The organism is Streptomyces sparsogenes, assembly GCF_001704635.1.
Lineage (GTDB): Bacteria > Actinomycetota > Actinomycetes > Streptomycetales > Streptomycetaceae > Streptomyces > Streptomyces sparsogenes.
Map to the genome: position 1 here is coordinate 1 of NZ_MAXF01000051.1, position 24,145 is coordinate 24,145.

At 73.0% G+C, this 24,145-nt stretch carries 16 protein-coding genes and 1 rRNA gene; 7 read left to right on the top strand and 10 right to left on the bottom strand.

Going from position 1 to position 24,145, the window contains the following annotated elements; genetic code table 11:
* Both BBH68_RS11245 and proC read right to left on the bottom strand, forming a co-directional pair.
* Positions 1–1,398: ribosomal RNA gene (locus BBH68_RS11245) — 16S ribosomal RNA — on the bottom strand; the annotation flags it as partial.
* Positions 1,399–2,010: 612 nt separating this feature from the next.
* Complete coding sequence (gene proC / locus BBH68_RS11250) at positions 2,011–2,820, bottom strand: pyrroline-5-carboxylate reductase (RefSeq protein WP_065961295.1); 810 nt, start codon at positions 2,818–2,820, stop codon at positions 2,011–2,013.
* Positions 2,821–3,120: 300 nt separating this feature from the next.
* Here proC and BBH68_RS11255 point away from each other — a divergent pair, with 300 nt between their 5' ends.
* The 3 genes from BBH68_RS11255 to BBH68_RS39175 all read left to right on the top strand — a co-directional run bounded on the left by BBH68_RS11255 (position 3,121) and on the right by BBH68_RS39175 (position 8,052).
* A complete protein-coding gene (locus tag BBH68_RS11255) occupies positions 3,121–3,510 on the top strand; it encodes a hypothetical protein (protein WP_245738002.1) in 390 nt (129 codons plus the stop codon).
* Between the two features lie 177 nt (positions 3,511–3,687).
* Positions 3,688–5,304, top strand: coding sequence for a SulP family inorganic anion transporter (locus tag BBH68_RS11260; RefSeq protein WP_245738003.1), 1,617 nt, complete (start codon positions 3,688–3,690; stop codon positions 5,302–5,304).
* Positions 5,305–5,544: 240 nt separating this feature from the next.
* Complete coding sequence (locus tag BBH68_RS39175; RefSeq protein ID WP_245738004.1) at positions 5,545–8,052, top strand: protein kinase domain-containing protein; 2,508 nt, start codon at positions 5,545–5,547, stop codon at positions 8,050–8,052.
* 11 nt (positions 8,053–8,063) lie between these two features.
* On the opposite strand, the gene BBH68_RS11270 is transcribed toward BBH68_RS39175, so the two are convergent.
* Positions 8,064–8,432 carry an SH3 domain-containing protein gene (locus BBH68_RS11270; RefSeq protein ID WP_065961299.1) on the bottom strand — a complete coding sequence of 123 codons (369 nt, stop codon included), beginning with the start codon at positions 8,430–8,432 and terminating at the stop codon, positions 8,064–8,066.
* A gap of 156 nt (positions 8,433–8,588) precedes the next feature.
* Between BBH68_RS11270 and BBH68_RS11275 the strand changes: the two genes are divergently transcribed.
* On the top strand, positions 8,589–11,072 hold the full coding sequence (locus BBH68_RS11275) for a protein kinase domain-containing protein (RefSeq protein WP_065961301.1): 2,484 nt from the start codon (positions 8,589–8,591) through the stop codon (positions 11,070–11,072).
* Positions 11,073–11,272: 200 nt separating this feature from the next.
* Here the strand turns inward: BBH68_RS11275 and ilvD are convergent, their stop codons facing one another.
* The 4 genes from ilvD to BBH68_RS11295 form a co-directional block, all read right to left on the bottom strand.
* Complete coding sequence (gene ilvD, locus BBH68_RS11280; protein WP_065961303.1) at positions 11,273–13,123, bottom strand: dihydroxy-acid dehydratase; 1,851 nt, start codon at positions 13,121–13,123, stop codon at positions 11,273–11,275.
* Positions 13,124–13,352: 229 nt separating this feature from the next.
* A complete protein-coding gene (locus tag BBH68_RS11285; protein WP_065961304.1) occupies positions 13,353–13,991 on the bottom strand; it encodes a TetR/AcrR family transcriptional regulator in 639 nt (212 codons plus the stop codon).
* The gene (locus BBH68_RS11290; RefSeq protein ID WP_245738005.1) at positions 13,988–14,953 is read right to left on the bottom strand and encodes a sugar phosphate isomerase/epimerase family protein; all 966 of its coding nucleotides are present in this window, start codon (positions 14,951–14,953) and stop codon (positions 13,988–13,990) included. Before BBH68_RS11290 ends, BBH68_RS11285 begins: the two co-directional genes overlap by 4 nt.
* Positions 14,954–15,043: 90 nt before the next feature.
* On the bottom strand, positions 15,044–15,976 hold the full coding sequence (locus BBH68_RS11295; protein ID WP_065961317.1) for a Ppx/GppA family phosphatase: 933 nt from the start codon (positions 15,974–15,976) through the stop codon (positions 15,044–15,046).
* Positions 15,977–16,261: 285 nt separating this feature from the next.
* Between BBH68_RS11295 and BBH68_RS11300 the strand changes: the two genes are divergently transcribed.
* Complete coding sequence (locus tag BBH68_RS11300; RefSeq protein WP_065961319.1) at positions 16,262–17,059, top strand: DUF3109 family protein; 798 nt, start codon at positions 16,262–16,264, stop codon at positions 17,057–17,059.
* 58 nt (positions 17,060–17,117) lie between these two features.
* Here the strand turns inward: BBH68_RS11300 and BBH68_RS11305 are convergent, their stop codons facing one another.
* On the bottom strand, positions 17,118–18,950 hold the full coding sequence (locus BBH68_RS11305) for a BACON domain-containing protein (RefSeq protein ID WP_065961308.1): 1,833 nt from the start codon (positions 18,948–18,950) through the stop codon (positions 17,118–17,120).
* Between the two features lie 383 nt (positions 18,951–19,333).
* Between BBH68_RS11305 and radA the strand changes: the two genes are divergently transcribed.
* Both radA and disA read left to right on the top strand, forming a co-directional pair.
* Positions 19,334–20,752, top strand: a complete 1,419-nt coding sequence (gene radA, locus BBH68_RS11310; protein ID WP_065961310.1) for a DNA repair protein RadA — start codon at positions 19,334–19,336, stop codon at positions 20,750–20,752.
* Positions 20,753–20,988: 236 nt separating this feature from the next.
* Entirely contained in the window at positions 20,989–22,047 is a 1,059-nt protein-coding gene (disA, locus tag BBH68_RS11315) for a DNA integrity scanning diadenylate cyclase DisA (protein ID WP_065961312.1), read from the top strand.
* Between the two features lie 193 nt (positions 22,048–22,240).
* On the opposite strand, the gene BBH68_RS11320 is transcribed toward disA, so the two are convergent.
* Both BBH68_RS11320 and BBH68_RS11325 read right to left on the bottom strand, forming a co-directional pair.
* Positions 22,241–23,101: a hypothetical protein gene (locus tag BBH68_RS11320; protein WP_065961313.1), complete on the bottom strand. Its 861-nt coding sequence runs from the start codon at positions 23,099–23,101 to the stop codon at positions 22,241–22,243.
* A gap of 158 nt (positions 23,102–23,259) precedes the next feature.
* Positions 23,260–23,943, bottom strand: a complete 684-nt coding sequence (locus BBH68_RS11325; RefSeq protein WP_076970969.1) for a response regulator transcription factor — start codon at positions 23,941–23,943, stop codon at positions 23,260–23,262.
* Positions 23,944–24,145: the final 202 nt, after the last annotated feature.

Consider the following 24,145-nt stretch of genomic DNA (forward strand, 5'->3'; position numbering starts at 1 on the left):
CGTGACGTGACGGGCGGTGTGTACAAGGCCCGGGAACGTATTCACCGCAGCAATGCTGATCTGCGATTACTAGCGACTCCGACTTCATGGGGTCGAGTTGCAGACCCCAATCCGAACTGAGACCGGCTTTTTGAGATTCGCTCCACCTCGCGGTATCGCAGCTCATTGTACCGGCCATTGTAGCACGTGTGCAGCCCAAGACATAAGGGGCATGATGACTTGACGTCGTCCCCACCTTCCTCCGAGTTGACCCCGGCAGTCTCCTGTGAGTCCCCATCACCCCGAAGGGCATGCTGGCAACACAGGACAAGGGTTGCGCTCGTTGCGGGACTTAACCCAACATCTCACGACACGAGCTGACGACAGCCATGCACCACCTGTACACCGACCACAAGGGGGCACCCATCTCTGGATGTTTCCGATGTATGTCAAGCCTTGGTAAGGTTCTTCGCGTTGCGTCGAATTAAGCCACATGCTCCGCCGCTTGTGCGGGCCCCCGTCAATTCCTTTGAGTTTTAGCCTTGCGGCCGTACTCCCCAGGCGGGGAACTTAATGCGTTAGCTGCGGCACGGACAACGTGGAATGTCGCCCACACCTAGTTCCCAACGTTTACGGCGTGGACTACCAGGGTATCTAATCCTGTTCGCTCCCCACGCTTTCGCTCCTCAGCGTCAGTATCGGCCCAGAGATCCGCCTTCGCCACCGGTGTTCCTCCTGATATCTGCGCATTTCACCGCTACACCAGGAATTCCGATCTCCCCTACCGAACTCTAGCCTGCCCGTATCGAATGCAGACCCGGGGTTAAGCCCCGGGCTTTCACATCCGACGTGACAAGCCGCCTACGAGCTCTTTACGCCCAATAATTCCGGACAACGCTTGCGCCCTACGTATTACCGCGGCTGCTGGCACGTAGTTAGCCGGCGCTTCTTCTGCAGGTACCGTCACTTGCGCTTCTTCCCTGCTGAAAGAGGTTTACAACCCGAAGGCCGTCATCCCTCACGCGGCGTCGCTGCATCAGGCTTTCGCCCATTGTGCAATATTCCCCACTGCTGCCTCCCGTAGGAGTCTGGGCCGTGTCTCAGTCCCAGTGTGGCCGGTCGCCCTCTCAGGCCGGCTACCCGTCGTCGCCTTGGTAGGCCATCACCCCACCAACAAGCTGATAGGCCGCGGGCTCATCCTGCACCGCCGGAGCTTTCCACCCGGTAAGATGCCTCACCAGGTAATATCCGGTATTAGACCCCGTTTCCAGGGCTTGTCCCAGAGTGCAGGGCAGATTGCCCACGTGTTACTCACCCGTTCGCCACTAATCCACCACCGAAGCGGCTTCATCGTTCGACTTGCATGTGTTAAGCACGCCGCCAGCGTTCGTCCTGAGCCAGGATCAAACTCTCCGTGAATGCTTCCGGGCTGTCCCGGCAACACCACGAGAGCGGAGCAGGCCGGAGGAATAATCCAGCCCGCTCACAGCGTCCTCGCTGTGTGTGTTTCTTCAAAGGAACCTCGTCCGACCAGACGATCCGAATCAGACCGGCCGATCGTACGGGGTATCAACATATCTGGCGTTGACTTTTGGCACACTGTTGAGTTCTCAAGGAACGGACGCTTCCTTCGAAACCGTTTCACCGGTTTCTCCGGGCGCTTCCCTTCGGTGTTTCCAACCTTACCAGATCCGTTTTCCGGTCCGTTCCCGGTCCGAATTCCGTTTCCGGCCCCCTGTTGGAGCGGGGTTTTTCGCGCCTTCCGGCGTGGTCACTACGTTAGCGGATTTCCCCGGAGGCTCATAATCGAGTCTCCCGGGCCGAATTCCGGGCACGCCGAAATCCATCCCGATGAGGGGCCGTGCAGTAGTGGTTTGCCGCCGGTGCGGCGTGAGTAGCTGTCGGTGAAGCACTACGGCTCCGTGACAACCCGAAGAACTGTACACGACGCTTCGGGAGCCATCAAGCGCGCCCGCACACGCCGCGCCGGCGCCGTGGTCGAGGGGGCGGCCGGCGCGGGCGCGGGCGTGGTCAGCCGTTGCCGGAGGCGAGTTCTCGGCTGCGGTCGCGGGCCGCCTCGAGGGCGGCGATCAGGGCGGCGCGCACGCCGTGGCTCTCCAGTTCGCGGATGGCGCTGATGGTGGTGCCGGCGGGCGAGGTCACCGCCTCGCGCAGCTTGACCGGGTGCTCGCCGCTGTCGCGGAGCATCACGGCCGCGCCGATCGCCGCCTGGACGATCAGGTCGTGGGCCTTGTCGCGGGGCAGGCCGAGCAGGATGCCCGCGTCGGTCATCGCCTCGACGAGGAAGTAGAAGTACGCGGGGCCGGAGCCGGAGAGCGCGGTCGCGGCGTCCTGCTGGCTCTCGGGGACGCGCAGGGTCTTGCCGACGCCGCCGAAGATCGCCTCCGCATGGGCCAGGTGCTCCTCGGTGGCGTGGCTGCCGGCCGAGATGACCGACATGGCCTCGTCGACCAGGGCGGGGGTGTTGGTCATGACCCGGACGACGGGGGTGCGGGCGGCCAGGCGCGACTCGAAGAAGGCGGTCGGGATGCCGGCCGCGCCGGAGATCACCAACCGGTCGGCGGGCACATGCGGGGCCAGCTCGTCGAGCAGGGCGGCCATGTCCTGGGGCTTGACGGTGAGGATGAGGGTGTCGGCGATCTTGGCGGCCTCCGCGTTGGAGACGGCCTCGACGCCGTAGCGGGCCCGCAGCTCTTCGGCGCGCTCCGCGCGGCGGGCCGTGACCAGCAGGTCGGACGGGGCCCAGCCACTGCGGATCATCCCGCTGAGCAGGGCTTCACCGATCTTTCCCGTGCCGAGCACGGCGACCTTCTCCGACATGGTGCGGCTCACCTCGCGATGTGCACTGTTCGTGCCGAGCTGTGTGAAAACGGTTGGACGTACGGAGCCATCCTCGCACCGGGGGCGGGGTAGGTGTGGTGAGTGTCCGGGTGGCGGTACGGGGGGGGCCGGCGTGTGGTGGGGGCGGGTCCGCGCGGGCGCCCGCCGGGGCAATCGGAGCGGATCCCTCCCGTTAGATGACTCCGTGTTCACAGTTCGGTTACATAGCGACTTGCAAACGGTCACATTCCTTTGGACATAATGGAGTTCGGTGTCCAACTCGTGATCAGAGGGGGGGCGATGGTGAGGACCATCGGGCAGGCCGGCCGTGTGCTGCTCGCCGCGGTATCCGTACTGCTGGCCCTCTTCCTCGCCGCCGACTGCGCATATGCGCAGGTCACCCACCCCGAGATGGTGGCCACGGCAACCGTGGCCGAGTCCCGTCCGGTCGTCAAGGTCACCGAGTCCGCACACCGCGACCGCGGGGCCGACGACTGCCAGGGGCTCCGCGGCAACCGCGCCCCGGTCACCGCACCCACCCCGACGGGCAAACCCGGATGTGTGTGCGGTTGCGACGCCGACCGGCTGGAGCCGCGTACCACGGCCGTCGCACCTCTCACGGGACGGCAGGCCGTCCCCGTGTCGAGATCCGGCGAACTGCCGGTCTCCCTCCAGATCTTCCGCTGCTGAGAGGCATACCGCTCTGCGGCCAGCGCGCCGTACGGCGGTCGACTGTGCCCTCTCTCAGCTCATCAGCAAGCGAACTCATCAGCTAGCGACCGATTCCATCGATCCCACTGACGCAGCGCTACGCCGCGCCCGCGCCTGCCCATGTGCCGGTGCCGGGGCGCACTGGAGGCAACCCTCATGCCATTGCGAAAGATCCTTCCCGACCGTTTCCGCGGGGCGGGTGGAGCCGACGGCTCTCCCGGCGGCGCCGGCACCTTCCGCGCCGACTTCACCGCTTCCCTCGTCGTCTTCCTCGTCGCCGTGCCCCTGTGCGTGGGCGTGGCGGTCGCCTCGGGCGTCCCGGCCGAGCTCGGCCTGATCACCGGCATCGTCGGCGGCCTGGTCACCGGTCTGATGCCGGGCAGCAGTCTGCAGGTCAGCGGGCCGGCGGCGGGGCTGACCGTGCTCGTGTACGAGGCCGTGGAGGAATACGGCCTCGCGGCGCTCGGCGTCCTGGTCCTGATATCCGGGCTGTTGCAGCTGGCGATGGGCGTGCTGCGCCTGGGGCGCTGGTTCCGGGCGATCTCCGTGGCGGTGGTCCAGGGCATGCTCGCGGGCATCGGCCTGGTACTGATCGCCGGACAGCTGTACGCGCTCGCCGACGCCAAGGCGCCGAGCAGCGGCCTGGGCAAGCTGGGCGGGCTGCCGGGGCTCGTCGCCGATGTGGCCGGGTCGAGCGCCGCGCTCAAGGCGGTGGCCGTGGGCGCGGGCACGATCGCGGTGCTGGTGCTGTGGCCGCTGTGGAAGCGGGGGGCGCAGGTGCTGCCCGCCCCGCTGGCGGCGGTCGCGCTGGCCACTCTGGCCACGGTGGGGATGGACCTGCCGGTCGCACGGGTCGAGGTGCAGGGCCTGCTGGATGCCGTGCAGCCGCCCGGGGGCGGCGAGTTCGCGCAGCTCGCGGAGATCGGCGTGCTCGGGACCGTGCTGGCCTTCACGCTGATCGCCTCGGCCGAGAGCCTGTTCTCCGCGGCCGCCGTCGACCGGCTGCACGACGGCCCGCGGACCGACTACGACAAGGAGCTCATCGCGCAGGGCGCGGGCAACGCGGTGTGCGGTGTGCTGGGCGCGCTGCCGATGACCGCGGTGATCGTGCGGAGTTCCGCCAATGTGCGGGCGGGCGCCAGGACCAAGGTGTCGCGGGTGCTGCACGGTGTGTGGCTGCTGGTGTTCGCGGTGCTGTTCCCCGCGGCGCTCGGCGTCATCCCGGTGGCGGCGCTGGCGGGTGTGCTGGTGCACGCGGGCTGGAAGCTGATCCCGACCAAGGACCTGGTCCCGCTGTGGCGTGCGCACCGTGGCGAGGCGGTGGTGCTGGTGGTGACCGCGAGCGCGATCGTGATCACCAACATGTTCGAGGGCGTGATCATCGGTCTGCTGATGGCGGTCGCCAAGTCGGCCTGGGAGACCTCGCATGTGCACGTCGAGGTGGCCGGTTTTGAGGACGCTCCGGAGGACCGGCCCGTACGGGTCCGGGTGCTGGGCAACGCGACGTTCCTGCGGCTGCCCAAGCTGCTGGACGAGTTGGAGGCGCTGCCCCGTGAGCGGGAGGTGCGGCTGGACCTGAGCGGGCTGCGCCATGTGGACCACGCGTGCGAGATGGCGCTGGCCACCTGGGCGGAGCGGCACAACGCGGTGGTCAGCCGGGACGCCGACGCGGGCTCCGGCGCGGCCGGCGGCGACGTGGACTCCGACCCCGATGCCGACGCCGACGGCATCGCCGTCAAGGACACCGGCGCCGAGGAGCGCGCCCTGGCCTAGTCGCGCGGAGCCGTACCCCCGGCCCGTGGTGACCCGGATCCGATCCGGGTCACCACCGGGCCGGACTGACGCGAGCGGGCCCCAGGCGGCTCGCTCGCGGACGTATCAACGTTCCCTCCCCCAGGAGACGTTCGACGCCACGGCGCACGAGCGCCCGGGGCGACCCGCGTGACGGCGCGGCGCCCGGGATCGGTCTGCCGCGCCCACGGGCCGCCGTTTAGGCTGAGGCAGCTTCAACGTATGGCGTGGACGCACGCGCCGACGGGCACTTGGGGAGGGGTGGCGGTGCCGCTGAGCGCCGGTGATCCGGAGACCATGGGCGACTACCGGCTGCTGGGCCGGCTCGGTTCCGGCGGCATGGGCGTCGTCTATCTGGCGCGCTCGGCGTCGGGGCGGCAGGTCGCGGTCAAGGTGGTGCACGCGCAGTTCGCCGAGGACGAGGAGTTCCGGACCCGCTTCCGACAGGAGGTCGCGGCGGCGCGGCGGGTGAGCGGCGCGTTCACCGCGCCCGTCCTGGACGCCGACCCGGACGCCGAACGCCCCTGGATGGCGACCCTGTACGTGCCGGGGCCGACGCTCTCCGAGCGGCTGACCGAACGCGGCCCGCTGAACGCGGCGGAGCTGCGGCGGTTGGCACTGGGCCTGGCCGAGGCGCTGCACGACATCCACCGGGTGGGGGTGGTCCACCGCGATCTCAAGCCGGCCAATGTGCTGATGGCGGACGACGGCCCGCGCGTCATCGACTTCGGGATCTCCCGGGCGGCCGACAACCAGGCGCTGACGGTGACCGGGCGGGTCATGGGCACGCCTCCCTTCATGTCGCCCGAGCAGTTGAGCAGGCCCCGTGAGGTGACCGGGGCCTCGGATGTCTTCTCGCTGGGCACGCTGCTGGTGTACGCGACGACCGGCAAGGGGCCGTTCGACGGCGAAAGCCCGTATCTGACGGCGTATCAGGTGGTGCACGAGCCGCCCGAGCTGAGCGAGGTCGCCCAGCCGCTGCGCGGCATCGTGGAGCGCTGCCTGGCCAAGGCGCCGGACGACCGGCCCGGTATCGCGGAGCTGGTGCGGCTGCTGGACGGGTTGCCGGCCAAGGGCGAGGTCCGCACCGTCGGCCGTGGTTCCGCCGGCCGCCGTGGTTCCGCCGGCGGGTCAGGCGGCGAGGCGGCCGACGGCCCGGGCAAGGGCAGCGGCAAGAGCAAGAGCAAGGAGCAGGGGCCAGGGCAGGAGGGGGACCGGGACGGGGCCGGGGCGGCAGGGATGGGCCAGGGCAACTGGACGGCCTGGAGCGGGGTCCGGCGGCGGCGCCCCGTGCTCGCCGCCGTGATCGCCGTCGCGGCGCTGGCCCTGGGCGGCGGCGCCTTCGCGCTGTACGCGCCCGATGACGACGGCGGCGGCGGGGTCCGTACCAGCGGCCGGCCGGCCGACGCCGCGCGGATGCTCGCCCTGCCCTCCGGCTGGCGGCCGTGGCAGGTGTCGCTGCCCAAGGCCGCCGGGCCCGCGTCCCCCTCGGGCGAGTACGACGACTACGTGGACTTCGGCGGCGATGTCACCCCGCTCTGCGTACGGCAGGACACCAAGCTCTACTGCGGCGGCAGCGGCTTCCCGACCGTCCGCGTGGACGCGCTGACGGGGCACGTCGACTGGAGTACCCGCGCGCTGGTCGACTCCGAGACCTCCGCGACCGGTTCCGCACCGGCCGGGGTGCGCGGCGGGCTGGTCTTCGTCCACGACAGCCCGTCGGACACGGTCTCCCGGCTGGTTGTCCTCGACGCGGACTCCGGCCACAAGAAGTGGGCGCGACCGACCAGCACCACCATCGACACGGCCCTCTTCGACGACATGGTCCTCTCCAGCTCCGCCGACGACCGGTCCCTGGTCGCCCGGGACGCGGACACCGGCGAGCAGCGGTGGTCGTACCGGGTGCCCAAGGGGCAGCTGTGCACGGCGACGGTGTACGGGAACGTGCCGTACGGCGTGTGCTGGGACGACACCCAGGGCGACACCGAGGACGACACCCTGTGGTCCACCTTGGTGCGGCTGGACAAGCGCGACGGCTCCCCCACCAAGCTGGCCCGGCTGAAGGACACCGAGGACGGTCTGGGGCTCGACGGCGACGACCTGCTGATCCTCCCGGCGACGGACGGCGCCGACACCGGTCCGCACCCCAGCGTCCTCCGGCTGGACATCCGCACCGGGGACAAGCGGCGGGTCACCCTCCCGAAGAGCGCGGTGGGCACGGCCACGCTGACCGGCGGCCGGCTCTTCTTCATCCAGGAGAGCGGCAAGGTCACCGCGGTGGACGTGGACAGCGGCAGGCAACTGTGGAGCCGGCAGACGACGGTGGAGCGGCTGGGCAAGCCGGTCGTCTCCGCCGCGGAGAACACGGTGTACCTGTGCAGCGCCAGCGGGCGGCTGCTGGCGCTGGACCTGCGGACGGGCGCGGAGCTGTGGCAGTCCGCGCCGCGGAGCGAGCACAGCGGCTCGGGCGGCGGCCCCGAGTCGTCGCAGGTGCTGCGGCTGGGCGGGGCGATCGTGGCGCTGGCGAGCGACGGGACGCTCTTCTCGGCCGACCCGCGCCACCCGGACGCGGAGCCCTCGAAGCCCGCGAACTCCGCCGAGCCGCCCCCGGACTCCGCCGAGCCGACGGAGCCCGCGGGCGGTTCGGCGTCCGCGAAGCTCTCCGCGAAGCCCTCCCGGACGGCCTCGGTGGGGCCTCCCGTCGAGCCCGCCGCGCCCGGGCGTGGTTGAGCGGCGCCCGGTCAGCCGGCGCAGACGACGGTGATGAACCCGTCGCTGCCGGTCTTCACATACGCGTCGGAGACGTACTGCCCCGGCGCGATGCTGTCCCAGATGTCGGTCGTGCCGTACGGGCCCGAGATCTTCTGCCCGCGCCGCTGGCAGCGGATCGGGACGCGGGTGTCGTACGGCAACACCTTGATCAGCTTGCTGGTGGTGCTGGGACCGCTGCGGACGTTCACCCGGTAGCCGGGAGCGATCGGGTAAGTGATCGTCCCCGCCTCGGCGGTTTCCAGCTGCGTGGTTTCCGTCGCGCCGGCTTCCGTGGCGCCGGCTTCCGCCTCGGCGGTTGCCGTCGCGGCGCTCGTCTCCACGGTCTCTTCCATGGCCATCGGCCCTCCCCCGTCGACCTTCATTCCGATGTTGTGCACATCTTGTGCACATGTCGTCTTACGTGACACGACCCAGCGGAGGCTAACAGGGCTCGCACGTGTCATCGACTAGGCTCGCCGAGCCGCGACTGCGGCCGAATTCACGGGGGTGGGGGAATGCCGCCGGTGCGCAGAGCCGGGACAGGCCCGGAAGCGGAGGATCCGGAGTACGCCGGTTCCTACCGGTTGGAGGCGCGCCTCGGCTCCGGGGGGATGGGCGTCGTACACCTGGCGCGCTCGGCCTCGGGGCGGCGTCTCGCGGTGAAGGTCGTCCACGCGGAGTATGCCGAAGACACCGAGTTCCGGGCGCGGTTCCGGCAGGAGGTGGCCGCCGCCCGGCGGGTCAGCGGCGCCTTCACCGCGCCCGTCGTGGACGCCGACCCGGACGGTGAACGCCCGTGGATGGCCACCCTTTACATCCCCGGCCCCACCCTCGCCGAGCACGTCAAGCGGAACGGCCCGCTGGAGTCCGGGGACCTGGTGCGGCTGGCCGCCGGACTCGCGGAGGCGCTGCGCGACATCCACCGCGCGGGGGTGGTGCACCGCGATCTGAAGCCGAGCAATGTGCTGCTCGCCGGGGACGGGCCGAAGGTCATCGACTTCGGGATCTCGCGGCCGTCGGACAGCGAACTGCGCACGGAGACGGGGAAGCTGATCGGCACCCCGCCGTTCATGGCGCCCGAGCAGTTCCAGCGGCCGCGCCATGTGGGGCCCGCGGCCGATGTGTTCGCGCTGGGGTCGCTGCTGGTCCACGCGGCGACCGGGCGCGGGCCGTTCGAGTCCGAGAGCCCGTACATCGTGGCGTATCAAGTCGTCCATGACGAGGCGGATCTGGGGGGCGTGCCGAGCGTGCTGCTGCCGCTCGTGCAGCGCTGCCTGGCCAAGGATCCCGCCCAACGTCCCACGCCGGACGCCCTGATGACGGTCCTGCGCGCGATCGCCGGCCCGCATCCGCCCGCCCTGCGCGGCCCGCTCCCGCGCGTGCCCGCCCAGCGGGGGCGCGGTACGGGGCCGTTGTGGGGCGACGACGAGGACGGCGGCGAGGCCCTGGGAGACGTCACGCCCCACCCGGCCGATCCCGCCGATCCCGCCTGCCTCCCCGAACTCGCTGACCTTCCCGAACCCGGCGACCCGGTCGGCGTCGAGCCCCTGGCCGCCGGTGACCACGCCGACGGCGCTCAGCACAGCACTCAGTACGACGGCCGGGACGCTGATACGCGGGTCTCGGCGGGGCAGGACGCGGCCGGGGTCCGGCCGGGCGGTGAGGAGCACGACGGCGGGGCGGGGCGGCGGCGCCGGACGGCGCGGCGGTGGGTCACGGCCGGGGTGCTGGCCGCGGTGATGCTCGGCGCGGGCACGGTCTGGGCGCTGCAGCGGGGCGACGACGGGCGGCGCGCGGCGGGCGGGGAGCCGGCGGGCTCGGCGCGGGCGGCGGCCTGGCGGCCGTGGGCGGGCAGGCTGTCCGCCGACGGCTCCGCCGCGGCGGGCCAGGGCGTGCCGGCGGCGTCCTGCTCGTACGGGGGCGGCGCGCTGTACTGCGCGGGGCGGGGCGTCGAGGCCGCACGCCTGGATCCGGCGGACGGCGAGGTGGTGTGGTCGCGCCCGGCCGCGGCGGGCCGCCCGCACGACGGCACGCCGACCGCCCCGGCGCTCTCCGGCGGTCTGGTCCAGGTGGTGTCGCCGGACGGGGCGCGGCTGCGGGCGCTCGACCCGAAGACGGGGCGGCCCCGGTGGAGCCGCGACGTGGCCTCGTACCAGGGCCGCGTCTACCCCTCGGGCGACACGGTGCTGCTGGTCGCGGCGGACGGCACGGTCACGGCGGTGGACGGGGCCACGAACGAGCGGCTCTGGCGCCATGCCTTCCCCGGGCACACCGTCCCGGCGTTCGTCTCGTACGGCGACGGGCGCACCGCCTATGCGCTCAGCACGACGGGGGACGGTTCGCGCACCCTGGTCACGGCGGTCGACACGGCCCGCGGCACGACGCGCTGGCAGCGTTCCTTCAGCGGCACCCTCACCCCCGCCGGCACCGACTCCGTCCCCGCCGACTCCTCCCCCGCCGACTCCGCCGACACCGACTCCACCCCCACCGATTCCGAGGGGGCTCTCTTTCTCACCGGCACCGACGCGCAGACCCGCACCGCCACCGTCGTCCGGTACGACCCGGGGCGCCGCGCCGAGCGCCGCGTCACGCTGGCCACGCCGGTGTTCGCGACCAGCGCGGTGGTGCGCGGCGGCATGGTCTATCTGCTGTGCTCGGACGGGGGTCTGGTCGCGGTCGACCCGCGCCGTACGGCTCAGAAGGACCGTACAGATGGGGACCCGGCGCAGCGGTGGCGGCTGGAGACCTCGGTGAGCAACGCGTCGCCGCTGGTGGCGGCGGGCGACCGGCTGTACTTCTCGGCTGCGGACGGTCGGCTGCTCGCCGTGGACGCGGTGGGGGGCGAGTTGCTGGGGCAGACCCCACCGCGTACGGGCAAGGCCGGGAAGAGCTTCCTGGACGCGGTGCCCGCGCCGGTGGCGGCGGACGGCAAGGTGTTCGGCTCGGCGCCGGACGGCTCGGTCTTCGCGGTGGCGGGGCGGGACCCGGCCCGCTGGTGAGCGCGGCGTGGCGAAGCCCCGCGCTCAGTGACAAAGCCTTGCGGACAAGGGCGAAGCCCGCACAGTGGCACCCCCCGGGCAGTGGCACCCCCGGGCAGTGGCAAAGCCCCCCGGACAGTGGCTCCGGGGGGCTCGGGCCCAGGGAGTGTCGTCCCTGGGCCACCGACGGTGCCGGGCCCGGAGGGCCCGGGCCGGCCGTGCTAGCCGAGCTTGCTGACGTCCCGCACCGCGCCCTTGTCCGCGCTGGTCGCCATCGCCGCGTACGCCCGCAGCGCGGCGGACACCTTGCGGTCGCGGTTCTTCGGCGCGTACACGCCGCCGAGGGCCGCGCGGCGGGCCGCCAGCTCCTCGTCGCTGACCAGCAGCTGGAGCGTGCGGGCGGGGATGTCGATGCGGATCCGGTCGCCGTCCTCGACCAGGGCGATGGTGCCGCCGGACGCCGCCTCGGGCGAGGCGTGGCCGATGGACAGGCCGGAGGTGCCGCCGGAGAAGCGGCCGTCGGTGATCAGGGCGCAGGCCTTGCCCAGGCCCCGGCCCTTGAGGAAGGAGGTGGGGTAGAGCATCTCCTGCATGCCGGGGCCGCCCTTGGGGCCCTCGTAGCGGATGACGACGACGTCGCCCTCCTTGACCTGCTTGCCGAGGATCTTCTCGACGGCCTCTTCCTGGGACTCGCAGACCACGGCCGGGCCCTCGAAGGTCCAGATGGACTCGTCGACGCCCGCGGTCTTCACGACGCAGCCGTCCTCGGCGAGGTTGCCGTACAGGACGGACAGGCCGCCTTCCTTGGAGTAGGCGTGCTCGATGTCGCGGATGCAGCCGTTCTCGGCGTCGGTGTCGAGGGTGTCCCAGCGCTCGGACTGGGAGAAGGCGGAGGCGGAGCGCACACAGCCGGGGGCGGCGTGGAAGAGCTCCACGGCCTCGGCGGAGGGCGAGCCGCCGCGGATGTCCCACTGCTTGAGCCAGTCGGCGAGCGAGGACGAGTGCACGGTGTGCACGTCCTCGTTGAGCAGCCCGCCCCGGTAGAGCTCGCCCAGGATCGCGGGGATGCCCCCGGCCCGGTGGATGTCCTCCATGTAGTAGACGCCGCCGGGGGCGACGTTCGGGGCGACCTTCGCCAGGCAGGGCAGACGGCGGGAGAGCGCGTCGATGTCCTTCATGTCGAAGTCCAGCCCGGCCTCCTGGGCGGCGGCGAGCAGGTGCAGGATCGTGTTGGTCGAGCCGCCCATGGCGATGTCGAGGGCCATGGCGTTCTCGAAGGCGGCGCGGGAGCCGACGGCGCGCGGGAGGACGGTCTCGTCGCCCTGCTCGTAGTAGCGCTTGGTGATCTCCACGACGGTGCGGCCGGCGGTCTCGTACAGCGCCTTACGGGCGGTGTGGGTGGCCAGCACCGAGCCGTTGCCGGGGAGGGACAGGCCGATCGCCTCGGTCAGGCAGTTCATCGAGTTCGCGGTGAACATGCCGGAACAGGAGCCGCAGGTCGGACAGGCGTTGTCCTCGATGCGGGCGATGTCCTCGTCCGAGACGCTGTCGTTGGCGGCCTCGGAGATCGCGGTGATCAGGTCGAGCTTGCGGACGGTGCCGTCGACCAGGGTGGCCCGGCCCGACTCCATGGGGCCGCCGGAGACGAAGACGGTGGGGATGTTCAGCCGCATCGCGGCCATCAGCATCCCGGGCGTGATCTTGTCGCAGTTGGAGATGCAGATCAGCGCGTCCGCGCAGTGCGCCTCGACCATGTACTCGACCGAGTCGGCGATCAGGTCGCGGGAGGGCAGGGAGTAGAGCATTCCGCCGTGGCCCATGGCGATGCCGTCGTCCACGGCGATCGTATTGAACTCGCGCGGGATGGCGCCCGCGGCGTGGATCGCCTCGCTGACGATCCGGCCGACCGGCTGGAGGTGGGTGTGGCCCGGCACGAACTCCGTGAAGCTGTTCGCCACCGCGATGATCGGCTTGCCGAAGTCCTCACGCGCTACGCCGGAGGCCTGCATAAGGGCTCGGGCGCCCGCCATGTTGCGGCCATGGGTGACGGTGCGGGACCTCAGCTCGGGCACGGTGCTCCACTCCCTCGTTCTCCGGGTCGTCCCGGTGGTCCGGGTTCTTGAGTCTTCTGAGCGTACGCCTCCCATCCGGGATACGGACGCACCGTCCGAATCCCAAGACGCGCGGCTCACCCCTCGGGCAGCCCCGCCGGGGCGCTCGGGCCCTCGCAGGCGCTGGGCCTCGCGCTTGACCCAGCCGGGCCCTCGGCGGGGTCGGACGGCGGCGGTCAGATGGCGGCGGTCAGATGGTGTCGTCCGTCAGATAGCGCTGGAGCGTGGGCCCCACCACGGCGACGATGTCGTCCACCGACGCGGAGGCCATCGGCTCCATCCCGATCACATACCGCAGCATCGCGATCCCGATGATGTGCCCGGCCGCCAGCTGCGCCCGGAACTCCGGGTCGGGCACGTCCAGCTCTTCCGCCATCCGCAGCAGCAGCCGGCGCTCGATCAGGCCGCGCAGGACCGCCGCCGCGGCCTCGTTCGTCAGCGCCGAGCGCATCACGGCCAGCAGCGGGAGGCGGGTGACGGGGTTCTCCCAGACGCCGAAGATGAAGCGGGCCATCCGTTCGCCCGCCCCCTCCCGGCTGCCGTGCACGGCGTCCGGAGCGCCCATGGCGGGCGCCAGGATCAGCTCGACGGCCGCCCCGAAGACCTGGTCCTTGGTGCCGAAGTAGTGGTGGACCAGGGCGGGGTCCACGCCGGCCGCCTTCGCGATGCCGCGGATCGAGGTCTTGTCGTAGCCGCGCTCGGCGAACTCGTTGCGCGCCGCGGCCAGGATCCGGTCGCGGGCCCCGGGGGCGTCGGCGGCGCCCTCGGTGCGGGGCGGCCGGCCGCGCCGTCGCGGAGCGGGGGATTCCGAGGGCAGGGCCGGGGTCACGAGCCGGGCACCGCCCCGCGCGACGAGGACTTCGAGGAGCGCCTCGACGAAGACCGCGACGAGGACCTCGACGAAGACCGCGACGGGGGCGAGGCGGCCGGGTCCGGGGAGAGGGCCGAGCCGGAGGCGGCGGCCGGGTCCGGGGAGACGGCCGTGTTCGGCGAGGCGAGGTGGAGTCGGGTGAAGGCCAGCGCCTCCGCCAGATCGGCCTCCCGCTCGGCCGTGGACATCGCCCGCCGGGTGTTGACCTCGACGACCACATGCCCGTCGAAGCCGGTCGCGGCCAGCCGCTCCAGCAGCTCGGCGCACGGCTGGGCGCCCCGCCCCGGCACCAGGTGCTCGTCCTTGTTGGAGCCCATCCCGTCGGCGAGGTGGATATGGGCCAGCCGGTCGCCCATCCGGTCCACCATGCCCAGCGCGTCCGTACGGGCGGTCGCCGTGTGCGAGAGGTCGATCGTGAAGTGGCGGTAGTCGTCGTGGGTGACGTCCCAGTCGGGCGCGTACGCCAGCATCTCCCGGTCGCGGTAGCGCCATGGGTACATGTTCTCGACAGCGAACCGCACGTCCGTCTCGCCCGCCATGCGCCAGATTCCGCGCACGAACTCGCGGGCGTACGCGCGCTGCCATCTGAAGGGCGGGTGGACCACGACGGTGGAGGCGCCGAGCTTCTCGGCGGCCGCCTTCGCACGCTGCAGCTTCACCCACGGGTCGGTCGACCACACCCGCTGAGTGATCAGCAGGCATGGCGCGTGGACGGCGAGAATCGGCACCCCGTGATAGTCGGAAAGCCGGCGCAGCGACTCGATGTCCTGGCTGACCGGATCGGTCCACACCATGATCTCGACACCGTCGTAGCCCAGGCGTGCGGCGATCTCGAAGGCCGTCGCCGTCGACTCCGGATAGACCGAGGCCGTGGACAGCGCGACCTTCGCATCCGGGATGCGCACCACTGGCTCTGTCACGAGGGACAGGGTACGGCGCTCCTCCGTACGGCTAAACCGCCGCCGGTCAGGCCGGTGCCGGGACCGGGCGGGGGGCGGGCCCGGCGGGTGTCACCCCGTCGGCAGATGGTCCAGACGGCGCAGGATGACGCCCTCGCGCAGCGCCCACGGGCAGATCTCCAGCTCGTCCACCTGGAACAGATCCATCGCGGCCTCCGCCACCAGCGCCCCCGCCAGCAGCTGCGGCGCCCGCCCCTCGGAGACGCCCGGCAGCTCCTCGCGCTTGTCGACGGGCATGGCGGCCAGCTTCGGCACCCACTGCTCCAGCGCCTGGCGGGTCAGCCGGCGCGGGACGTACAGGCCCTCGGCGGAGCGCGCCGCGCCCGCGATCCTGGCCAGCTGTTTGAAGGTCTTGGAGGTGCCGACCACGTGGTCCGGTGCGCCATGGCGGCTGAAGTCGCCGACGACCCGGGCGATCTCCGCCCGTACGTGCCGCCGCAGGGCCCGGACGGCGTCCGGGTCGGGCGGGTCGCCGGGCAGCCAGCCGGCGGTCAGCCGGCCCGCGCCCAGCGGCAGGGAGACGGCCGCGTCGGGCTCCTCGTCGAGCCCGTACGCGATCTCGAGCGAGCCGCCGCCGATGTCCAGGACCAGCAGCTTCCCGGCCGACCAGCCGAACCAGCGGCGGGCCGCGAGGAAGGTGAGCCGTGCCTCGTCCTCCCCGGTCAGGACCCGCAGCCGCACCTCGGTCTCCTCCTCAACGCGGGCCAGCACCTCGTCGGCGTTGGCCGCCTCCCGGACGGCGGAGGTGGCGAAGGGCAGCACGTCCTCGACGCCCTTGTCCTCGGCGGCCTGCAGCGCGTCCTTGACCACCGCGACCAGGCGGTCTATGCCGCCGGAGCCGATGGCCCCGCCGTCGTCGAGCAGTTCCGCCAGGCGCAGTTCCGCCTTGTGGGAGTGGGCGGGCAGCGGGCGTGCGCCCGGGTGCGCGTCCACCACGAGCAGATGGACCGTATTCGAACCCACGTCCAGGACACCGAGTCTCATGGCCAGCACGCTACTGCGCGCATCCCCTGGTCAGGTACGGGTCCCGGCCCTGAGCCGGTTGCCCATGGGCATACCCTTGGGCCCGTGGCAAAGACGAAAAAGGCGAAGCAGGACAAAATTCGGAAGCGGGGTCCCGAGGCCGGGCGGGGCGCCGAGGCCGGGGCGGCCTCTGACGAGCTGGAGGACCTGGTCATCGCGTTCGCCCCGGACCTCCCGGAGGGGGCGGAGGGCGCGGACGCGCCGGCCGACCCGTCCGATCCGGCCAACCTGTCCCACCTGTCCGACCTGACTGACCTGTCTGGTCTGTCCGAGGACGAGGCCGATCTGTCCGACGACGAGGTCGGCCTGGACTTCGCCCGCGCCTGGGTCGAATTCCCCGACCCCGCCGACGACGAGCAGGTCTTCCGCTGCGACCTGACCTGGCTGACCTCCCGCTGGACCTGCGTCTTCGGCCAGGGCTGCCACGGCATCCAGGCGGGCCGCGCGAGCGACGGCTGCTGCACGCTGGGCGCGCACTTCTCGGACGAGGACGACGAGGAGCGCGTCGGCCGCCACGTGGCCCGGCTCACCCCGGACCTGTGGCAGTTCCACGACGTGGGCCACGCGACGGGCTGGACCCAGACCGGCGACGAGGACGACGAACGCCAGACCCGCCGCTACGAGGGCTCGTGCATCTTCCAGAACCGCCCGGGCTTCAAGGGCGGCGCGGGCTGCGCGCTGCACATCCTGGCGCTCAAGGAGGGCCGCGAGCCGCTGGAGACCAAGCCGGACGTCTGCTGGCAGCTGCCGATCCGCAGGTCGTACGCCTGGATCGACCGGCCCGACGAGACGCGTGTGCTGCAGATCACCATCGCCGAGTACGACCGGCGCGGCTGGGGCCCGGGCGGCCACGACCTGCACTGGTGGTGCACCTCGGCGACCTCCGCGCACGGCGGCGGGGAGCCGGTGTATCTGTCGTACCGGGCGGAGCTGACGGAGCTCATGGGCAAGGAGGGCTACGACCGGCTGGCCGAGCTCTGCGAGCAGCGGCTGGCGTCCGCCCTGCCCCTCGTGGCCCCGCACCCGGCCGACCCGACGGACTGAGCCTTCGCCTGGGCGCCGGAGGGCTGCGGCCTTACGGGGTACCGGAGGGGCTTCGGTCTCAAGGGGTGTCGGGGGGCTCCGGGGAGGTGTCGCCTGTGTTCGACGGGGGCTCGCCGGGCGGGTCCGAGGGCTCGGGTGTGGGCTCGGGCTCCGCGCCGCGCCCCTCGATCACCACCACGGCCCCCGCCGGATCCACCTTGACCCGCGCGCTCCAGCGCCCCGGCGGCTCGCGGTCCCGGTCCACGGAGACGGTGATCGTGGTGGTCTCGCCGGGCCGCAGCACCCCGGCGGTGTGGTTCAGCTGGAGCCAGGGCGCGGAGGCGGCGGCCGTCCAGTGCACCGGGGCGCCGCCCGAGGCCTTGAGCGTGATGACCGTGACCTCGCCGCTGGGCTGCGCCTCGACCGTCAGCCGCCCGGGGCCCGGCTCGCCCCGGCCGGGGCCCGGCTCGGTGCCCGGCCGGCGGTCGGGCCCGGGAGTGCCGTACGGCCCCGGCCGCCCGCCCTTCGCGGTGCCGGACCGTTCCGCCTGGCCGCTTCCCTTCCCGTCCTCGCCCACGACCTCGACGGACACGTCCGGCGGCCGTTTGCCCGCGGTGTCCCCGCGGCCGGATTTCAGCCGCGGGCCGGAACGGTCCTGCGCGCTGCCCGCCTGGCCGTACGAGCGCCTCGTCGAGTCGTCGTGGCCGCCGCCGCTCGGCCGGTCGGGGGTGCGCTCCGCCGTACCGTCCGCGTTGGCGGCGGCCACGGAGTCCGTGTCGTGGTCGTCGCCCGCTGTCGGGGTGCCCCGGTAGGCGGCCCACAGGGCGAGCACCGGGGCGGCCACGATCGAGGCGACCACCGTCGTGGTGAGCGCGCGGCTGCGCATCCGGCTGCGGCGCGCGGCCTGCTCCTTGGGGGCCAGGGGAAAGCCACGCCGGTCGAAGCGGGGCCGGGAGGCGGCGCGCGCCGGGCGCACGCCCTGGGCGCCCACCAGCGCGGCGTACACGGCGGCCCGCGGCGCCTCCAGCACCGGCAGGGCCGCGGGGGCGGCCGCCGTGCCGGGCCAGGGCCCGCCCGCCGTGGCCCGCTCGGCCATGGCCCGGCACTCGCGGCAGTCGTCCACGTGCCGTACGAGTTCGCGGCGCAGCGCGGCGGACAGCAGCACCTGGGTGTCGCCCGCGAGCCGGGCGACGACGGGGCAGTGGCCGAGTTCGACGACGGCGAGCGCGGCGCGCGTCCGCTCCACCTCGCAGGCCGCGCTGGCGAGCAGGGCGCGGGTCTCGTCGCGCTCCTTGCCGAGCGCCGCGGCGACCTCGCGGGGGCTGAGCCGATGGCGTACGGCCAGCTCGAGCGCCTCGCGCTGCTCGGGGGTGGTCCCGGCGGCCTCGGGCCACGCCAGCGCGGCCAGCTCGCGACGGCGCTGCGCGGCGGTGGGCGAGGGGGTGGGGGAGGCGGTGGGCGAGGCGGGGCCGGGCGCGGCCGGGCCGGTCCGGGCGGTGGGCGAGGCGGGGCCGGGCGGGGCGGGCCGGTCGCGGTGGCGCCGCTGGGCCGGCACCTCCGGGGGCCGGGGCCGCCCCGTACGCTCCGCGATCCGGCCGGGCCCGCCGACCCCGCCCGGCGCCCCGGGCTCCCCGGGCTCCCCCGGGTGCGCCGGGTCGCCCCGGTCCCCCGGGCCTCCTGGCCCTTTCAGGCCCCGCAGCTCGGCCAGCTTGCGCAGACAGGCCCAGCGCGCGAGGGCGTAGAGCCAGGGCCGGCACAGATCGCCCTCGGCGGCCACGCGGCCCCGCCCCCGCGCGTGCTGCCGCTCGGCGACGGCGAGCGCCTCGCCGAGCGCGGCGGTCGCGGCGTCGTGGTCGCACAGGACCGACAGGCAGTAGGTGAACAGGCCGTCCAGATAGGGCTCGTAGCGCACGGGGGGACGCTGGGGGTGCGCGGCGGAGGCGCGCGGCGCGCGGCGCGACGCACCGGGCGCGCCGGGCGCGCCGGATGCCCCGGGCGCGCCGGACGTTCCGGGTACGCCGGACGCACCGGATGCGCCGGGCGCGCCGGGCGAGTGTGTCGAGTGCTCGGACCTGCTGCTCATCACCCGGCGACGTTAGGCGGATGATGCAGACTCCAGCGCGCTACTTGCGCTGTTTTAACCCTTACGGGTGACCATCTCCCTCATAAGGGGACAGGTGTCCTCCCGTCGCGCCCCGGATCTGCTACGCGGCTCCCGCCCCGGATCTGCTGGGCGGCTCCCCCTGCGCCGCCTCCCGTACGCCCGTTGTCGGTGCCCGGCGCTAGCGTTGCGGCATGGCTGCCCGTAGCTCCTCCCGATCGTCCGCCAAGGACCGGCCCTCCTATCGCTGCACGGAGTGCGGCTGGACCACGGCCAAGTGGCTCGGCCGCTGCCCGGAGTGCCATGCCTGGGGCACGGTCGAGGAGTTCGGCGCGCCCGCCGTCCGGACGACCGCGCCCGGCCGGGTCACCTCGGCGGCGCTGCCCATCGGCCAGGTGGACGGCCGCCAGGCCACCGCGCGCGGCACGGGCGTGGACGAGCTCGACCGCGTCCTGGGCGGCGGCCTGGTGCCCGGCGCCGTGGTGCTGCTGGCCGGGGAGCCGGGGGTCGGCAAGTCGACGCTGCTGCTCGACGTCGCCGCCAAGGCCGCCACCGCCGACCACCGGACCCTCTACATCACGGGCGAGGAGTCGGCGAGCCAGGTGCGGCTGCGCGCCGACCGCATCGGCGCGCTGAGCGAGCATCTGTATCTGGCCGCCGAGACCGACCTGTCGGCCGTGCTCGGCCATCTCGACTCGGTCAAGCCGTCGCTGCTGATCCTGGACTCCGTCCAGACCGTCGCCTCCCCGGAGATCGACGGCGCTCCCGGCGGCATGGCCCAGGTGCGGGAGGTGGCGGGGGCCCTGATCCGGGCCTCCAAGGAGCGCGGCATGTCCACGCTGCTGGTCGGCCATGTGACGAAGGACGGCGCCATCGCCGGCCCCCGCCTCCTGGAGCACCTGGTGGACGTCGTGCTGCACTTCGAGGGCGACCGCCATGCGCGGCTGCGCCTGGTGCGCGGCGTGAAGAACCGCTACGGGGCGACGGACGAGGTCGGCTGCTTCGAGCTGCACGACGAGGGCATCACCGGCCTCGCCGACCCGTCCGGGCTGTTCCTGACCCGCCGCGCCGAGCCGGTGCCGGGCACCTGCCTGACCGTCACCCTCGAAGGCCGCCGGCCGCTGGTGGCCGAGGTGCAGGCGCTGACCGTCGACTCCCAGATCCCCTCGCCCCGCCGCACCACCTCCGGCCTGGAGACCTCCCGGGTGTCGATGATGCTCGCGGTCCTGGAGCAGCGCGGCCGGATCAGCGCGCTCGGCAAGCGGGACATCTACAGCGCCACGGTCGGCGGGGTGAAGCTCTCCGAGCCCGCGGCGGACCTGGCCGTGGCGCTCGCGCTGGCCAGCGCGGCGAGCGACACCCCGCTGCCGAAGAACCTGGTGGCGATCGGCGAGGTGGGGCTGGCCGGAGAGGTCAGGCGGGTCACGGGCGTGCAGCGGCGGCTGGCCGAGGCGGCGCGGCTCGGCTTCACCCACGCCCTGGTGCCCGGCGACCCGGGGAAGATCCCGTCCGGCATGCGGGTGCAGGAGGTGGCGGACATAGGGGACGCACTGCGCGTACTGCCCCGGCGCAAGCGGGCCGAGCGAGCGCCGGAGGATGCCTCGGGCGCCTGAGGCCCGGCCTGGTGAGCCCGGGCGCCGGCGCCGCGCGCCCGCTCCCGCCCACGGGCGTACGCCGGGAGACCCGGCGGGAGGGTGTTGGCCGCCGGTAGACTTTGCCCTGGTCTCGCCCGTACGTAGCCCGCGCACCGGCACAGCAGGGCGGCCCGCGGCAGCGAATGACCTTGCGACGGAGGAGTGCAGTGGCAGCAGGCGACCGGGCAGCGGCTCCCGGCAAAGCCGACGGTCTGATGCGCGCCTCCCTCAGCGCCGTCGCCCCGGGCACGGCGCTGCGCGACGGCCTGGAGCGCGTTCTGCGGGGCAATACCGGCGGCCTCATCGTGCTGGGCACGGACAAGACCGTGGAGTCGCTGTGTACCGGCGGCTTCGTCCTGGACGTCGAGTTCACCGCGACCCGGCTGCGCGAGCTGTGCAAGCTGGACGGCGCGCTGATCCTCGACAAGGACATCACCAAGATCGTGCGGGCGGGCGTGCAGCTCGTCCCGGACGCCGCGATCCCCACCGAGGAGACCGGCACCCGCCACCGCACCGCGCAGCGCGTCTCCATCCAGACCGGCTTCCCGGTGGTCTCGGTCAGCCAGTCGATGCGGCTGATCGCCCTGTACGTGGGCGGGCAGCGCCGCGTCCTGGAGGACTCGGCCGCGATCCTCTCCCGCGCCAACCAGGCCCTGGCCACGCTGGAGCGCTACAAGCTCCGCCTCGACGAGGTCGCGGGCACGCTCTCCGCCCTGGAGATCGAGGACTTGGTCACCGTCCGGGACGTGACGGCGGTCGCGCAGCGGCTCGAGATGGTCCGCCGGATCGCCACCGAGATCGCCGAGTACGTGGTGGAGCTGGGCACCGACGGCCGTCTGCTGTCGCTCCAGCTCGACGAGTTGATCGCCGGTGTGGAGCCGGAGCGCGAGCTGGTGGCGCGCGACTACGTGCCCGAGCCCACGGCCAAGCGCACCCGTACGGTCCCCGAGGCGCTGGCCGAGCTGGACCGGCTGTCCCACGCCGAGCTGCTCGAACTGGCCAATGTGGCCCGCGCTCTGGGCTACAGCGGCTCGCCCGAGACCCTGGACTCCGCGGTGTCGCCGCGCGGTTTCCGTCTGCTGGCGAAGGTGCCGCGGCTCCCGGGCGCCATCATCGAGCGGCTGGTCGAGCACTTCGGCGGGCTGCAGAAGCTGCTCGCGGCGAGCGTGGACGACCTGCAGATGGTGGACGGCGTGGGCGAGGCGCGGGCCCGGTCGGTGCGCGAGGGGCTGTCGCGGCTGGCGGAGTCCTCGATCCTGGAGCGGTACGTCTAGCGGACCTCCGCCCAGCCGAATCCCCGCCCAGCGGGCCTCCGTCCAGCGGGTCTCCGTCCAGCGGACCTCCGCCCAGCCGACCCCCGCCCAGCGGGCCTCCGCCCAGCGGGCCTCCGTCCAGCGGGGCTCCATCCAGCCGGCCCCCGCCCGGGGACCTCCGCCCGGCGGGGGCTCCGCCGGGCGCCCGCGCGCGTCAGTCCTTCTCCAGCACGAACGACACCCGTGCCGTGCCCAGCCCGTCCAGCTTCGCCTCGACCAGGTACGTACCGGCCTTGGCCGAAGCGCTGCCCGACGGCGTCGCGCAGTGCTCGGCGCTGCGCTTGCGGTCCCACTCCACCGTGCGCTTGGCCTGGCCGTTGCCCGGCACCTGGACCAGCACGGACTTGCTGCCCTGCGGGCAGTCGTCGGACGCCCACACATGGTCGTTCTCGGCGTCGGTGATGGTCAGGGAGGCCGCCGCACGGCCGAAGTCGACCTTGCAGGGGTTGTCCGAGGAGTTCTTCACGACGATCTCGAACGTCGGTTCCTCGCCCGGCTCGTACGTGTTCTTCACCCGCGAGCCCTTGACGCTGCGCACCGTCAACTCGACGTCGCCGCGGGTGCAGACGGGCAGGGTCGACCCGGCCGGGACGCTCTGACCGTCGCCGATGCCGAGGCCGGCGCCGGTCCCGCCGCCGGAATCGCCCGCACCGCCGCCGTCCCCGGCGCCGCCGGTGTCCGTACCGCCGCCGGTGTCGCCGCTCCCGCTGCCGCCGCCGTCGGTGTCACCGGCGCCGCCGGTGCCGGTCCCGCCGTCGTCCGACTCGTCGCGCCCGCCCGGCCGTTGGCTGTTGACGGGGGTGGAGGAGGTGGGCCCCGGGGTGATGGTGCTCGCGGCGCCGCCGCCACCCGACCCCTTGCCCTCGTCTCTGCCGCCGTCGCCGCCCGAACCACCCCAGCCGAAGGCCCAGATGACGAGGAGGGCGACGAGGACGAGAAGCGCCAGCGCAACGGCCCTCCGCCGCCAGTAGATGGAGGAGGGAAGCGGCCCGATCGGATTGCGCAGAGATCCCACGCGGAAACTCTACGAGAGATCGCAAGCGGGACCCGCCAATAACCGCCGCTCCACGCCCTACTTTTCTCATCATCTGACCGGATCCGGCGGCAGGCGCCGCGCCCGCGCCTCGCTTCAGCCGGGACCAGGGGCGGCCGATCGTCCCATCTGACCTCTTTTCAACCGTCGTGCCCGGTCTCGACGACCAGCCCCGCCTCGTACGCCACGATCGCCGCCTGGACGCGGTTGCCGACCTCAAGCCGGTCCAGGACCGCGCTGACGTATCCCTTGACCGTGCCCTCGACCAGGTGCAGCCGGCGCGCGATCTCCGCGTTCGACAGGCCCGCGCCGACCAGGGCCAGCACCTCGCGCTCCCGCGCGGTCAGGCTCTCCGTACGGGCGCGGGCCGCGGCGCCGCGGGTCAGGCGCTCGCCGCCGAGTTCGCTGATCACATGCCGGGCCACCTTCGGCGACAGGAACGCCGCGCCGCCCGCCACCGCCCGCACCCCCGCGATGAGTTCGTGCGGATCCCCGGACTTCAGCAGGAAGCCGGTCGCGCCCCCGCCCAGCGCCCGGGCGATGTACGCGTCCTCGGAGAACGTGGTGAGCACGGCGACCGCGGTGTCCGGAAGCGTGCGGCGGATCTCCTCGCACGCGGACAGCCCGTCCAGCCTGGGCATCCTGATGTCCAGCAGCGCGACGTCCGGCCGGTGGGCGCGGGCGGCCTCCACCGCCTCCCGGCCGTCCGCCGCCTCGGCGACGATCTCGATGCCAGGGCCGGCGGCCAGGACGGCCCGTACCCCCGCGCGGATCATCGCCTCGTCGTCCGCGAGCAGCACCCTGATCGTCGATTCGTTCCTCACCGCACCCCGCCATTCCTTACTGTCGTTCCGCGACTCAGACGCTACAAGCGGACGTACGCCGCCACCCCTGCCGAAAGTCAGGGCACCGGCGTGAGGGCGGCCACGCCCCGGCACCCCGACTCCGGCACGCCCGCCCCGGCACGCCCGCCCCGGGCCGGCCTCCGCCCGCGCCTGACACGCCCCCGGGCCGGCCTCCGCCCGC

Excerpts from the sequence above, each read along its gene's own strand:
- proC (WP_065961295.1), bottom strand. The coding sequence starts at position 2,820 with ATGTCGGAGAAGGTCGCCGTGCTCGGCACGGGAAAGATCGGTGAAGCC.
- BBH68_RS11255 (WP_245738002.1), top strand. The coding sequence starts at position 3,121 with ATGGTGAGGACCATCGGGCAGGCCGGCCGTGTGCTGCTCGCCGCGGTA.
- BBH68_RS11260 (WP_245738003.1), top strand. The coding sequence starts at position 3,688 with ATGCCATTGCGAAAGATCCTTCCCGACCGTTTCCGCGGGGCGGGTGGA.
- BBH68_RS39175 (WP_245738004.1), top strand. The coding sequence starts at position 5,545 with ATGGCGTGGACGCACGCGCCGACGGGCACTTGGGGAGGGGTGGCGGTG.
- BBH68_RS11270 (WP_065961299.1), bottom strand. The coding sequence starts at position 8,432 with ATGGCCATGGAAGAGACCGTGGAGACGAGCGCCGCGACGGCAACCGCC.
- BBH68_RS11275 (WP_065961301.1), top strand. The coding sequence starts at position 8,589 with ATGCCGCCGGTGCGCAGAGCCGGGACAGGCCCGGAAGCGGAGGATCCG.
- BBH68_RS11295 (WP_065961317.1), bottom strand. The coding sequence starts at position 15,976 with ATGAGACTCGGTGTCCTGGACGTGGGTTCGAATACGGTCCATCTGCTC.
- radA (WP_065961310.1), top strand. The coding sequence starts at position 19,334 with ATGGCTGCCCGTAGCTCCTCCCGATCGTCCGCCAAGGACCGGCCCTCC.
- disA (WP_065961312.1), top strand. The coding sequence starts at position 20,989 with ATGCGCGCCTCCCTCAGCGCCGTCGCCCCGGGCACGGCGCTGCGCGAC.